Origin of the sequence: Streptomyces fumanus (genome assembly GCF_014655295.1) — a bacterium.
GTDB lineage: Bacteria > Actinomycetota > Actinomycetes > Streptomycetales > Streptomycetaceae > Streptomyces > Streptomyces fumanus.
Map to the genome: position 1 here is coordinate 16,084 of NZ_BNBI01000025.1, position 12,782 is coordinate 28,865.

Genomic DNA, 12,782 nt, shown 5'->3' on the forward strand with positions numbered 1-12,782 from the left:
ATCAAAAACGGCGGCCCCCTCCCCTCTGTGGAGGGCCGGGGGTGTGGGGGCGGAGCCCCCGCGTGCTTAAACCCGCACCCACCCCGTCACCCCCGCCGGCGTCGCCGCCATGAACGCCGAAGGGCCCGGCGGACGGGTGTCTCGCCGGGCCCCGGTCGGGCTGGCCGGGTCAGTAGAGTTGCACGCGGGTGAGGACGATGTGCGGCGGGTGGGCGTCGGCGACGATGACGTACTCAGCGATGCCGAGCGAGCCGTCCGCGCCGAGCGGCATGCGCCGCTGCTGCGGCCACTTCGCCGACGCGGTGCTGCCCGGCACCTCACCTCTCGTCTCGTTGATCACGACCGTGGCGGCCACGATCGCACCGAACACCGCGCCGGGCAGGCTCTTGTCCATGAGGAGTTCGGTGACCTCCTCCGACAACACGCAGGGCAGACCCGCCGGCTCCTCGCCGTGCGGCTCACTCAACGGGCAGGCCCGCCGAGCGGCGGCGCTCGATCACATCGCCGACCGCAGTCGTGGGCAGCGTCCCGTCCAGTGCGGCCGCGGTCAGCCGATCCCCGGCCGGGTCGGTTTCCAGCATCGCCTCGCACCACCAGCGCCGCAGGACGCCTTCCGCCTCCTCGGGCGCGGCGGCCAGCAGTTCGCGGTAGAACTCCATCCGCTGCGCGCCATCGAGGACAGCCGCGATGCCCTCGGCGTTGCGCGGCACCCGCTCCGGCCCGTGCGGGTGGATCGGCTGTGCAGTCATCGCGTGCCCCTCTCGGTCTGCTCCGAGTCTGCCCGCTCACGGCGGCCGCCGTCGACCGGCTGCGCGGGAACCGCGGCCCGCCCCGCTTCCCACTCGGCTCGGCGTGCGACCGCCTCCTCGGCAATGGCTTCGGCCAGCTCGGCCCACAGCCGGAGGATCGCGCCAGCGTCCGTGTGGCCGATCGACGTCACGTTCACAACCTCGCGGACCTGGGCGAAGGAGCGATCGGCGATACGCAGGTCAGAAGCCCGTACCGAGGTCACGGGCGCGGGCATAGTGCCCCTGGAAGGCCACAGTTACGGTGCCCGTCGGGCCCTGCCGGTTCTTGCCGATGATCAGGTCCATCTCGCCCGCTCGTTCGTGCTCCTTGTCGTACGCGTCGGGCCGGTGCAGCAGGATGACGGCGTTGGCTTCGGCCTCGATCGCCCCCGACTCGCGCAGGTCGGCCATCATCGGCTTCTTGTCCTCGCGCTTCTCCACCTCACGGTTGAGCTGAGCCGCGGCGATGACGATAATCCTGAATTCGCCGGCCAGTTCCTTCAGACCCCGGCTGATCTCGTCCACCTCGCCGGTGCGGTTCTGTCCGCCTTTGCCGGATGCCTTCATGATCTGGAGATAGTCCACGACCAGGACGCGCGGGAGCTTGCCCTGCGCCTGGAGCCAGCGCAGCCGCGAACGGAGCCGGACGATGGTTGCCGCCGGACCGTCGTCCACCACCAGCGGCGCCCCGTCGATCCGCAGAGCCGCGTCGTAAATGCGCTGCCGATCGTCGTTCTGGTACTGACGGTCCTTGACCCGGTTCAGCGGGACGCGGGCCTCGGCCGCAATGATCCGCTCCATGAGCTGGGAGCGGCTCATCTCCATGGACGACACCAGCACCTGGCTGCGGTGCTCGATCGCCACGTGCCGGGCAATGTCGAGCAGCACCACGGACTTACCGATCGCCGGTCGGGCTGCGATCACGATCAGGTCGCCGGGCTCCATCGGGAGGGTGGCCTGAAGGTCGGCATACGGCAGGGGCAAACGCTCGGGCGGCGGCGCGTCCATGCTGGCGAGGTATTCCTCCAGCATGTCGCTCACGGCCGCGACCCGGTCCAGCCCTCCGCCGGCGCCGAGCTGGGCCGCCGACTGCATCTCGGCCTGCGCCGCGTTGACGACATCGGAGACCTCGCCTTCGGCCGCGTAGCCCATCTGCACGATCCGGGTGCCCGCCTCGATCAGGCGCCGCAGCTTGAACCGCTCGACCACGATCTCCGCGTAGTACGAAGCGTTTGCCGCCGTCGGCACTGCCTGCACCAGGGTGTGCAGGTAGGACGCGCCGCCGATCCGCTCGATGTCGCCGGACTTCGTCAGGTACGCCGCGACCGTGATCGGGTCGACCGGCTGACCCTTCCCGTACATGTCCATGATCGCGTCGTGGATGGTGCCGTGCGCGGGGCGGTAGTACGCCTCGCTGGTCAGACCGGTCTCGCTGACCTCGCCGATCGCGTCCTTCGACAGGAGCATGCCGCCGAGCGCGCACTGCTCGCCGGGCACGTCGTTCGGGGGTACACGCTCGAACGGAACGGGCTGCGGTCCCTCATCGAACAGCGAGCCGCCCTCGTCCTCGATGCCGTCGTGCTGAGTGGGTACGCTCATTGGTGAATCCCTTCTGACTGGGTGATTCGAGCGGCGGCAGGGGCCTTTCCACGGGCTCCCCTGCCGCCGTTGTGCTGCGGAGGAGGCTCTAGGCCAACACCGACTCCCTGGCGTTGCTGGGGTGACTCGGGTGGCACTCGCACCGGACCAGGCGGCCGTCGTCACCCTCGCGCATCCTCTGGCCGGGCTGGCGGGGCTCCATGCCGTCGTTGCACTTGCCGCACCAGTCGGGCATGGCCGGGCGCTGCCCGGGCACCACGGTCTTCGGCGGGACGAACCGCTCCAGGTGGCGCTCCAACGAGTACCAGTTAGCCCGGCTGCCCATGTCGGCGGCCGCGGCGACCAGGTGCTCGACGTCGATGCCGTCGGCGAGCAGCGCAGCCGCGTCTCGGATCATCGCAACCCGGCTGCGGGCCGGTACCCCGTGACCGTGCTTCTGGCGGGAGGCGATCCATGCCTCCGCCACCCGCACGTCGTCGTGGGTGTCCGGCTCCTCGGCGGCAGCCGAGGGGGCGGTGTCGTTCTCCGGCGAAGCCGAAGTCTCCTCTCCTCGTTCCGTCCCGGTCCCGGCCGTGACGGAGGGGACCGTTGGGGCACCCGGGTCACCAGAGAGAGAAGCTTCTTCGAGAGAGCTTCTTAGAGGGTGATCGTTTTCGCTGGTCAGGGGAAGATCCGTTCCAGAAATCTGGGCTGGCGTTCCAGTTTTCTGGGCTGGCGTTCCAGTTTTCTGGAACGAGACAGTCTCAGGGGCTCCGACCTGCGGCGTTCCAGTTTTCTGGAACGGCTCGCCGTGAGCGTCGACCAGCCGCACCCGAGCCCGGATCTGACCGTTCGGCGTGGTCTCGATCTCAGTGAGGTGGGTGGGCGGCGCCGGCGGGTTCTCCCGCCAGTCCGGCCGATAGGCGTCGAGCTTGTCCCACGCGTTGCGCCACCCGGTGTACGCGGCGTCGGGGCGCAGGTCGTTGACGATGAAGCCGCGGGAGATGCCCTTGGCGGCCCGCTGCTTACCCTTGAGCTGGCTGATGCCCTCCACCTCCAGCGCGTCCTTCGGCACGACGAGGTTGAGTTCCTCCAGCGTGCCCAGGGTCTCGTACATGGTGGAGACGCTGATCGGCTTGTCCTTCGGGCCGGGCAGCAGCCAGCAGAGCTGATCGATCGTCATGCGCCGCATGCCGCCGTTCCACGGCTCGTCCCGCCTGCGAGACGCCTCGGCGATCATCGACCGCAGCAGGCTGTAGAGCCGGTACGCGGTGTGCGTCATCCCCGGCATCAGCATCACGTAGTCGCGGATCTGCGTGTACGACCAGTAGTCGGTGATGGTGCCGGAGAACTCGAACAACTCCTCGTCGTCCGGCTGAACGGCGGCGGCCAGGGCCTTCTTCGGGCGCTTCACGGCGTCACCGCCTCGGCGACCGAGCCCGCAACGGACGCGACCGTGAGAGTTGGCGTCGCGACGCTGCGTGGCGTCGGGTGGATCTCGAACATCGTGTGGGGTCTCCCCTAGAGGTTTGGGGAGTCGCAGACCGGCAAGTGACAGAAAAAGAGACGTTGAGCGGGGGCACGCTGCTGCGTGTTGGGCCTACTCGTTCTATCCTGGGAGTGGTGACCTCGGGCCTGTGGCTAGGCTCGGGCCCCGGCGTCATCGCCGACCTAACGACTCGCGCTGTGGAGGCTGGGAGTCGATCTAGATGGCCGTTCTGCTGGCAGGCAGGGCGGCCATCGGCGTATCAGGGCGCGGGTCCGGCTGGGCGGGCGACCGCGCCAGCGGATGAACCGGCGACGCGACGGCACTGAACGTGGCATCCACCGATCTTGCCCCGCACCCTGCCCACCGGTGAACGCGTTTTCCGTGTGGGGGGAAGGGCGCCCGCGTGGGGGTGAAGGGCGATGCGGCTGGGCACGTCATGTCTGGAGCCTCAATTTCCGTGGGCTTCACCGCGCGCACGCGGTTACTCGGATGCGGTGCCATCATGCCCTCTCCCGTTCGGCGACGGCGCCGAACGGGACGTCAGCCGGTGTGTCGCACCAAGACCTGACCGGAACTCAGCCGGTCGCTGCGCTGCCCAGCCCGAAACCACTTCGGGATCGTCGGCGGTCCGGACGTGGGTGAAGCCGCGTTCGAGGTAGTAGGCATGGAGCCGCCGGTTCGTGCTCCAAGCGTCCAGCCGGAGCCACTTGGCCCCCTGCTGGACAGCCTCTTCACCCGCCCAGTCCAGGAGTGCGCTGCCGAGTCCCATGCCGGCGTAAGCACGGTCCACGGCGAGCTTGTGCACGTACAGGGCAGGCTCCGCGATCTCTTCCGAAGTCCACAGGCGGGTGTCAGCGTCACGGTCCAGGGTGATCGTGGCCGCAGCGTCAGCACGCGGCGTTTCGCGGATCATGAAGACCTCGCCGCGACGGATCGAGCCGAGAATGTGGTCGGCTGGGAAAGGCTTGGCCCACTGGTCGGTGCCGAGGTCCTGCAACCACGCGGACGCGTCGGCGCGGAACTTGATCAGCCGGGGAAGGTCGGCCTCCTCGGCAGGAACGATGATCACGGGTTCCCCCACGGGATGCGAGGCGCGTTCGCTTCAGCCCCGCGGTGGGTCTCGAACACGATCACGTGCCGGTCGCCGGGGATGAGGTTCACGGTGACCTGAACCGCGTTGCCCTCGCTGTCGAAGGTGGTCGACAGGTGCTCAGCGACAGGGACGCCCGCCCCAAGCTGAAGGCGCTGCACCTCGTCCGGCATAGGCATCCGGAGGTAGAACTCGTGGAAGCCGTAGACCAGCTCGTGCCCCAGCTCCCCCAGCACTGCGTTCGTACCGCGCGCAACGTCGCCAGGGTGCATGAAGTCGGTCCCCTGGACGAGCGAAAGGCGCACGTACGAGTCGTTGAGGTTGTACGGGACGTCATCGAGCTTGCGCACTCGCCGGCGGGCCGCAGCCAGCTCGCCCGGCTCAAGACCCAGACGCTCGCGGATCATGTGAGACGGGTTGACGATCGAGACCTCGATGTCCTGTGACGGCGTCCGACCGTCCTCCTCCTGGACCAGGTTCGTGAAGACGTCGATCTCGGGCGGCTTCTGCCTCAGCTCCGCCTGGGGCCGGTAGACGAGCCGCTTGCGCTGGATGACGAAGTAGCCCTTCGGGCGGCGAGCCTCGATCAGACCTTCGTGCACGAGCACGCCCAAGCCTTGCCGGATGGTCTGCCGGGAGCGGACTCCGTGCAGCTCACCGTACTTCTCAAGAAGTTCAGCCTCGGTGGGCACCTGGGAGCCGGGCGGGAACGTGCCGTCGGAAATCTGACGGCGGAGATCATCAGCGATCTGTTGGTAGACGGGCGCGGGCTTCATGCCGTCATGTGTACAGCTCCACCTCACGCATTGTCCAGTCAATGTGTGGAGACTGGTTGATGTGCTTGACGTGGCGCTCAGCGGATGCGAGAGTCGTCCTCGCAACGCATTGTCTGGTCAATGCAATCCGGCCAGATGATCTGTGATGCGTGGATGATACGCACTGCTTACGCCGCATAGCGGTTCGGAACCAACGTCGAATGACGGAAGGCCGGTGCAGGGGCGTCCGCTTCTTGAGAACTCAACAGCGTGCCGAAGATGAGTAATTGGGCCGGAATTCCGCCGGGCCTCCTCCTATGGAGGGGCGCCCGGCGGCATTCAAAGGCACAGGTCATGAGGGGCGTGCCCGACTGGTTCGGGCTCTCCGGAGACAGGGGTTCGAGTCCCCGCTCGCCTGCCGCGCCGTCCTCCGTACGGCGCGACCCCCGACACGGCGATTGCAGCGCCATATGTGCCGGGGGTCCACGGATCTACCAGCGAAGGAACCGATCCGCATGACCATCATGCCCGCCGACATGCCCCTGTCGTCCACCGGGATCGCCCAGGAGGTCCAAGAGACCGTCAACGAGGTCTTCCCGCTCTACGCCTCGATCCAGAAGCTGGCCCGCCTCGGCGTACGTGTCGCTTTCGAGGTGGCGCCCTCGCGCATCGTCGCCACGATCACCGTCACCGCAGACGCGGTGACGGTCCTGCCGGCGCTGCTGGAAGAGATCGACGACGCCCGTCCGGTCCAGTCGGGCACCGGGCAGCTCATCGTTCTCGGCTCGATGTGCGAGCGCACGGTCACCATGAAGGTGGTGATCCCGCCGACGTGGGTGAGCCCCAGGGAACTGGCGGTGTTGACCGGCACCGCCGACGCCGACCCCTCCGACCTGCTGTGAGCACCGCGTCAGAGTCTGCCGAGGCGGCTCGCAAAGCAGAGGAATCACGACAGCAGGCACAAGCCGACTTGCAGCGTCACGGCCAGGCCATGACCAAGCTCGGAGGACGACGGTGACGGTGAACGCCTCCGGCTTGCTGGCCCGGCTCCGCCTGCGGCTGACGCTACTGATGTGGACCGGCGTGGCGATGCTGTTCTACGTCCTCGGTGAGCTGCTGTGGGCGGTGCAGAACCGTACTCCTGCGCGACTGGAGGCGCTCACCGACTGGGTGGACGACCGCTGCTCGGTCATCGAGTCCGCGTGTAGGCGGGCCGGTGACCACGCGCTGGTTGAGCGCGCCAGCAGCGCCGTGGAGTGGATCTCGACCGCGGCCAATGCTGTTGGCCGCACCGCCGCCCGCCGCGTGCGGGGCTGACGGACCGAACACCGAGGTGGCCGCCGGGAGGCGGCCACCTGCATGAGAGGAGGTCGGTGTGGGGGCCCGAAAGCCAGCCCGCAACGCCAACGCCCGGAAGACGAAGCCGCCGCGCCGCCCGGCCAAGGTGGCGGCCCCGCCGCCGAAATCGGGGGCGCGGGAAGACAGCGAGGCCCTCGCGGATCTCCGTGACCGCGCCGCCGACGTGATCGACGGCGCCCGGTGGACGGGGGCTCAGGAAGCGGCGGCGCTCATCCAGGCCGCCAAGAGCGAGGTGGAGCAGATCCGCCGGGTGGCGGCCGCCGACGCCAAGCGCGTCCTGGTGGACGCCGCCGAGGAGGCCGGGGAGCGGCTGCGCCGAGCCGAGGGCGACGCGGATACTATCCGCGCCGGTGCCCGCAGCGACGCGGAGGCGATCCTCGACCGGGCCCGGAGCGAGGCAGCCGTCGGGACCGAAGAGGTCATGGCGGCCGCCGAGGGGCAGGCCAAGAGCCTGCTCGCCGACGCCGAGAAGCAGGTGAGCGTTGTGCTCGCCGAGGCGGAAGACCGGGCGAACGCCTTGGTGGAGCTGCGCCGCGCCTCGGCGGAGGCCGCCTACCGCAAGGCCCTGGACGACGCCGCCCGCATCCTCGGTGAGGCGCAGGACCAAGCGGTGGAGATCCGGACGGCGCGGGCCGCCCTCGACTCGGAGCTGGAGCTGACACGTCGGTCGGCCCGGCTCGACCTGGACGAGGAGCTGAGCGCCCGCCGCGCGGAGATCGACGCCGAACTCGCGGCCTACCGCGAGGAGGTGGACGCCGCCCGGGCGGACATCGAGAGCCAGTTCCGTCAGCTCGGCGAACAGCACGAGCGGGAGCGGCAGGCGCAGCGGGCTCGGCTCGCAGCCGAGTTCGAGGCGCTGCGTCGGGACGCGGAGGAGGAAGCTCGGACCGCCGCCGGCGCGGTGCGCAAGGAGGCGGACGCCAAGCTCGCGGACGCCAACCGCGAACTGGACGCCGCCCGCGAGGCCCGCCGCATCGCCGAAAAGCGCGCGGCCAGCCTTAAGCGGACCCGGGACCGGGGAGAGGTCATCAAGCAGGGCAGCATCTGGATCGCGCTCGCGGCCGTGATCGCCCTGACCGCCTCCGGTGAGTGGGCCTTCGCCCGGATGGTCGGACTGGGCAGCACCCCGTTCGGAGACCTGGGATGGGCAATGCCGGTCGGCCTGGACGTCTATGCGGTCACGGCTTTCCGCATGCGGAAGGACGTGCCGTACGCGCTCGGGCTGATGGCCGCCACCAACATCACCTACCACGTGGCCGACATGACGGGCACGGGCGTGACGGTGGTCGACGGCAAACAGCACCCGAGCATCGGGCTCATCGTCGTCGCGGTCCTCGTCGTCGTCGCCATCGTCTGGCGGGTTCACCGCCTCCTGGAGAACGACCACGAGGAGAAGGCGACGGTGCCCGCCAAGCCCGGGGCGGACGCGGCCGACCCGTCCGCCGAACGGGGCGAGCCGGACCGTACGGCGAGCCCTGAGCCGCACCGTACGGACCCTGCCCGTACGGACCGTACGGACACACCCCGTACGGACCGTACGGCGGCCCGTACGGCAAAGACCCGTACGGACCGTACGGCGGCCCGTACGGCAAAGACCCGTACGGACCGTACGGACGCTCCCCGTACGGGCGGCCGTACGGCGGCGGCCCGTACGGACGCAGAGGCGATCGAGATCCTGCGGGGCCTGCCCCGCGGGGAGGACGGGTTCGTCACCGTCAACGCCGCCCGTACGGCCGTCGGGTGCAACCGCGACCGAGCCGTACGGCTGCTGGACGAAGCGGGGCTCTTGAGCCCCGCGGACCGAGAGAAGCACCTCGCCGCTCGCTGACCCACGCGGCGCGTACGTCGCGGACCGGGCCCGCCACTGCCCCCGAGAGTCGGCGGGCCCCAACCCCCTGAGAGGAGATCACCCGTGCCCGAGATCGAGCACATGAACAACGAGGTCCTGAACCGGGTGCCGGCGGAGTTCCGGCCCCTGCTCAACCTGGACCACCTGACCACCTGGACGCTGGACCGGCAGCGCGTACACAACGACGACCACAGCGAGTACGAGGCGGCCCGGGCGATGTTCCAGGCCGTCCTGCGCTCCCAGCACGTGGAGGGAGACGGCAGGTGGTCGGCCCTGCGGCGGGCCCGGAAAGTCGAGAAGCACCTAAACCGCCTGGTCAAAGGCTCGCGGGAGGCGGCGCGGGGGGCGGAGGGTCTGCGCACCGCGTACGCCGACTACGTCCGCACCATCCAGGCCCTGCCCGGTCAGCGGGCGGCCAAGGCCAAGGCGAAGGCCGACCGGCGCGACCAGGTGAACACCTTCGCCACGAAGTCGTTGAACAAGACGATCGGCGCGATGACCGCCCGGCCCGACAGCGACACCGAGGAGAGCAGCGAAAGCGCAGGTCAGGACGCCGTTGAGGCGTCGGGCGGCCGCGCGGTCCGGGGCGTCAACGACTTGTTCGACCGCAAGGGAGCCTGATCAGTGCCGCAGGTGCCCTCGATCTCCGAGGTCCGGCAGGCCCGTCGCTCCGCCCACTGGGCGGAGCGGCAGGCCCGGCAGGTCCAAGCGCGCGGTGACGCGGGTCTGGCAGATGCCTGGTGGGACCGGGCCCGCGCGATCTGCAAGGCCAATCCGGAATTGTGGAATGACCTCGCGCGGACGCTGGAGAACTGGACCGGCCGTCACGACGGCGGTCACGGCGCGTAAGCGTCATCACCATCATCATCACCCGGGGGCGGGCCGGTTTTTGGGGGTCAAGGCGGGCGCGCGGGCGCACGGGCGCGCGGGCGCGCGAGGATCTCCTATCCGGTCACCCTCTGTCAACCTGGAGAGCACGTGGCTGATGACCCTCGGGACGACAACCGGAACGGCAACGTCGTCTCCTTCCGATCTCGGGGTGGGGCCCCGCCGGGGCTCCCCCCGATCCCGGGCGCCGCTCCCCCGGCGCCCCCGGCCCCGCCCGCCGAACCCCCTCCCCCGGCTCCCGGGCCGGAGACGGGCGGCGGCGACGGGATGGTGATCCCGGTCCGGCGGCGCCGGTCGGTGGCCGACTCCCTGGCCGACCTCACCCCGACGCTCCCGCCGACGCCCGGGGCGACCGGCAGCGCGGGCACCGTCGCTCTCCGCTCGGAGGGCACGGTGTCCGCTCGTCGGGACGACGGTGACGACGAGGCGGACGGCCCCGGCGTCGCCGCCCTCGGCCTCGCGGCGACCCTGGCCATCGCGCTCGCCGCGCTGCGGGGCACCGCGACGGCCCTGACGGAGTGGCGCCAGCGGCGCCAGGAACGGGCGGAGGAGCTGGCCCCGCTGCGCGAGGCCCGCCTCAAGCACCGGCTCGCGGGTGAGGAAGCCGCCGCCAAGCACGCCCTTGCCATGCAGAGCATCGGCGACAAGGCGCAGCAGCGCGGCAAGTCGATCCCCTCCAGCCAGGACTTCGGCCGCAAGTCGCTCGGCGGCGGCCGCGGCTCCCTCATGGGAGGTGGCGGCAAGGGAGGCGGAACCGGCGGCAGCAAGGGCGCCGGCGGGACCGGGCCCGGCCGCAGCGGCAAGGGCGGATCGGGCAGTGGGCTGACTCCGGGCGGCAAGAAGACCTCACCACCGAAGACGTCCACCGGGCTCGGCTCGGTCGGCGGCAAGGGCAAGGGCAAGGGCGGCTCGAAGACTCCGGGCTCCGGGAAGAACGGCTCGTCCGGGAAGAACGGCAGCAGCTCGGGGTCGGGGATCAAGTCGCCCTCGGGCGGCAAGTCCCCCAGCTCGCAGAAGTCCAGCCCGGCACTGGAGCGAGCCCGCGGCCGCCAGGATCGGGCCGTCGCACGGCAGGACGGCAAGAACCAGCGGCAGGCGGCCCGGCAGGCGGCCCGGCAGGACACCAAGGACCGGGTCCGCAACGCCCGGGCCGACGCGAAGCAGGCCCGCAGGGAGCAGGTCCGCCAGGACCGCTTCGAGGCCAAGCAGCAGGCACGCAAGGCCCGGGCCAAGGCCCGTCGGAAGGAGAAAGAGACGGCGGCCGCCGCCGACGCGGACCGTACGACGCTCGGGCAGGCCGTAGCTAAGGCGGCACGGCACCGGTTGAAGAAGCGCCGCAAGAACCTCGCCCCGCCGGTGCTGACCGCGGTCAAGCGTAAGAAGTCGAAGAAGAAGGGAGGCAAGAGCGGCGGGTCAGTACCGGCCGGGCCGAAAGTCGACCTGACCAAGAAGCCGAAGCCCGGCGGCGGCACCACACCCAAGGTCGACCTGACCAAGAAGCCGAAGCCCGGCGGCGGCACCACACCCAAGGTCGACCTGACCAAGAAGCCGAAGCCCGGCGGCGGCACGAAGAGGTCCCGGCCCGACAGGAAGAAGGTCCGGGTGAAGCCGAAGTCGAAGAAGCGCGGCGGCTCCGCCTCGGGCACCGGCCCCGCCGACCGGCGCAAGGCCAGCCGCAAGGAGCGGGCCCGCCGCACGAGTGAACGGGCCCGAGCCAAGGCGGAGGACACCGCCGGATCGGCCGGGAGCGGCTGGAAGTTCTACACCCCGCCGCCGCGCGGGGAACGGCGCAGCGCCTACGACTCCATGCGGGACACCGACCCACAGCAACAGGAGGTGTGGGTGACTGAGCAGGTCTTCCCGCCCGGCTACCAAGCCTCCCCGCGTGAGCCCTTGACCACCGGAACCCGCGGCCTCCCCGCCGGAAACGGCAGTCCCACCACGAACATGAAGGAGGCGCCAGTGGGCAACGCGCCCGCCGTGCAAACCGGAGCCGTCACGACCGCGATGGACGACGGCATGGACCCCGAGCACGCGACGGAAGTCACGCTCGATGACGTTGTGGATTTCCTGGACGAGGTGGTCTCGGAGGCGTTCGCCGCGCACGATGAATGCCTCCAGCTCTCCGGGAAGGCCAAGGAGCTGATGTACACGCTGGACGAGGTGTCCGTCCGGCTGGCCGCCAAGCACAACGTCAGGGGCCGCGTCACCGCCTGGGCGATGCGCAAGCTCGCCGACTCGATGGAAGTCCTCTCCCGCAAGGCCGAGGGGATGTCGGTCAAATCGCTCCACGCGGCCGAGACGTGCGAGATCGCGAAGACCGAGATGGACGACGCGTACCGGCCGCTCACCCAGGCGACCGCTGATGCGGGCCTTCGCACCCCGTCCGCCCGCGTGCACAACGAGAACTAGGAGGTCACCTCGTGTCCGGAGAAATCGTGCCCGGCCAGGTCGTATCCGGGTCGATCGTCCCCCGCGACAGCTACGTCCCTGCGGTCCCCGCCGGCGGCGACAACCTCCCGGCGATCCCGGACAGCAACCTGGGCTTCGTCAGCCTCGGAGCTGCCGTCATCACGCTCGCCGCACGGGCGCTGTGGCTCAAAGAGAAGATCTGGATTCTCCAGAGCCTTTTTCGCCGCAACGCCGATAAGGCGAGCCACATGTCGGAGATGTGTGACGCGGCAGAAGTCGAGCCGCGATTCACCGCTCTCATCATGGAAGGCGCCAACTCGCTGCGGGAAGTCGCCGAAGAATCGGGCGACCTGGTGAACGCCGCCGACCAGATGCAGATGGACGCGCAGGGCTTCGCCGACTCCCACCAGAGCGAATACGGCGGGATCTACGAGACCGTGCAGTCCATGGGCGTGCAGCAGCCAAAGCCCGGATTCAACGAAGTCAAGTAACCGAACAGCCGCCCCGGCCGTGTAGGCGTCGGAGCGGAAAGCCCCGCGGGAGGGGCCCCGGCGAAAGCGCCGGGGCCCCTCCC

The 12,782-nt window shown here is 70.0% G+C and carries 14 protein-coding genes; 7 read left to right on the top strand and 7 right to left on the bottom strand.

From position 1 onward, the window contains the following. Window positions 1-169: 169 nt before the first annotated feature. The 7 genes from IE316_RS34615 to IE316_RS34645 form a co-directional block, all read right to left on the bottom strand. Window positions 170-466 (bottom strand): hypothetical protein, encoded by a 297-nt coding sequence (locus tag IE316_RS34615; protein WP_190208535.1) that lies wholly within the window; start codon window positions 464-466, stop codon window positions 170-172. Then, complete coding sequence (locus IE316_RS34620; RefSeq protein ID WP_190208536.1) at window positions 459-749, bottom strand: hypothetical protein; 291 nt, start codon at window positions 747-749, stop codon at window positions 459-461. The genes IE316_RS34615 and IE316_RS34620 overlap by 8 nt, the downstream gene beginning before the upstream one ends. Continuing rightward, on the bottom strand, window positions 746-1,012 hold the full coding sequence (locus IE316_RS34625; protein WP_190208537.1) for a hypothetical protein: 267 nt from the start codon (window positions 1,010-1,012) through the stop codon (window positions 746-748). The genes IE316_RS34620 and IE316_RS34625 overlap by 4 nt, the downstream gene beginning before the upstream one ends. Further along, window positions 990-2,387 carry a replicative DNA helicase gene (gene dnaB, locus IE316_RS34630; protein ID WP_190208538.1) on the bottom strand — a complete coding sequence of 466 codons (1,398 nt, stop codon included), beginning with the start codon at window positions 2,385-2,387 and terminating at the stop codon, window positions 990-992. The genes IE316_RS34625 and dnaB overlap by 23 nt, the downstream gene beginning before the upstream one ends. An 88-nt stretch (window positions 2,388-2,475) precedes the next feature. After that, window positions 2,476-3,780, bottom strand: coding sequence for a hypothetical protein (locus IE316_RS34635; protein WP_190208539.1), 1,305 nt, complete (start codon window positions 3,778-3,780; stop codon window positions 2,476-2,478). Window positions 3,781-4,336: 556 nt separating this feature from the next. Beyond that, window positions 4,337-4,924 (bottom strand): GNAT family N-acetyltransferase, encoded by a 588-nt coding sequence (locus tag IE316_RS34640; protein ID WP_190208540.1) that lies wholly within the window; start codon window positions 4,922-4,924, stop codon window positions 4,337-4,339. Next, window positions 4,921-5,721: a GntR family transcriptional regulator gene (locus IE316_RS34645; protein ID WP_190208541.1), complete on the bottom strand. Its 801-nt coding sequence runs from the start codon at window positions 5,719-5,721 to the stop codon at window positions 4,921-4,923. Before IE316_RS34645 ends, IE316_RS34640 begins: the two co-directional genes overlap by 4 nt. A 494-nt stretch (window positions 5,722-6,215) precedes the next feature. On the opposite strand from IE316_RS34645, the gene IE316_RS34650 reads away from it, so the two are divergent. The 7 genes from IE316_RS34650 (at window position 6,216) to IE316_RS34680 (ending at window position 12,699) form a co-directional block, all read left to right on the top strand. Further along, window positions 6,216-6,602: a hypothetical protein gene (locus tag IE316_RS34650; RefSeq protein ID WP_190208542.1), complete on the top strand. Its 387-nt coding sequence runs from the start codon at window positions 6,216-6,218 to the stop codon at window positions 6,600-6,602. 112 nt (window positions 6,603-6,714) lie between these two features. Then, entirely contained in the window at window positions 6,715-7,017 is a 303-nt protein-coding gene (locus IE316_RS34655) for a hypothetical protein (protein WP_190208543.1), read from the top strand. 58 nt (window positions 7,018-7,075) lie between these two features. After that, window positions 7,076-8,887 carry a coiled-coil domain-containing protein gene (locus IE316_RS34660; RefSeq protein WP_190208544.1) on the top strand — a complete coding sequence of 604 codons (1,812 nt, stop codon included), beginning with the start codon at window positions 7,076-7,078 and terminating at the stop codon, window positions 8,885-8,887. Window positions 8,888-8,971: 84 nt separating this feature from the next. After that, window positions 8,972-9,529, top strand: coding sequence for a hypothetical protein (locus IE316_RS34665; protein WP_190208545.1), 558 nt, complete (start codon window positions 8,972-8,974; stop codon window positions 9,527-9,529). Window positions 9,530-9,532: 3 nt separating this feature from the next. Further along, the gene (locus IE316_RS34670) at window positions 9,533-9,757 is read left to right on the top strand and encodes a hypothetical protein (protein WP_229910695.1); all 225 of its coding nucleotides are present in this window, start codon (window positions 9,533-9,535) and stop codon (window positions 9,755-9,757) included. A gap of 306 nt (window positions 9,758-10,063) precedes the next feature. Further along, window positions 10,064-12,208 carry a hypothetical protein gene (locus tag IE316_RS34675; protein ID WP_190208546.1) on the top strand — a complete coding sequence of 715 codons (2,145 nt, stop codon included), beginning with the start codon at window positions 10,064-10,066 and terminating at the stop codon, window positions 12,206-12,208. 11 nt (window positions 12,209-12,219) lie between these two features. After that, window positions 12,220-12,699 (top strand): conjugal transfer protein TraB, encoded by a 480-nt coding sequence (locus IE316_RS34680; RefSeq protein WP_229910696.1) that lies wholly within the window; start codon window positions 12,220-12,222, stop codon window positions 12,697-12,699. The last annotated feature ends 83 nt before the right edge of the window (window positions 12,700-12,782 follow it).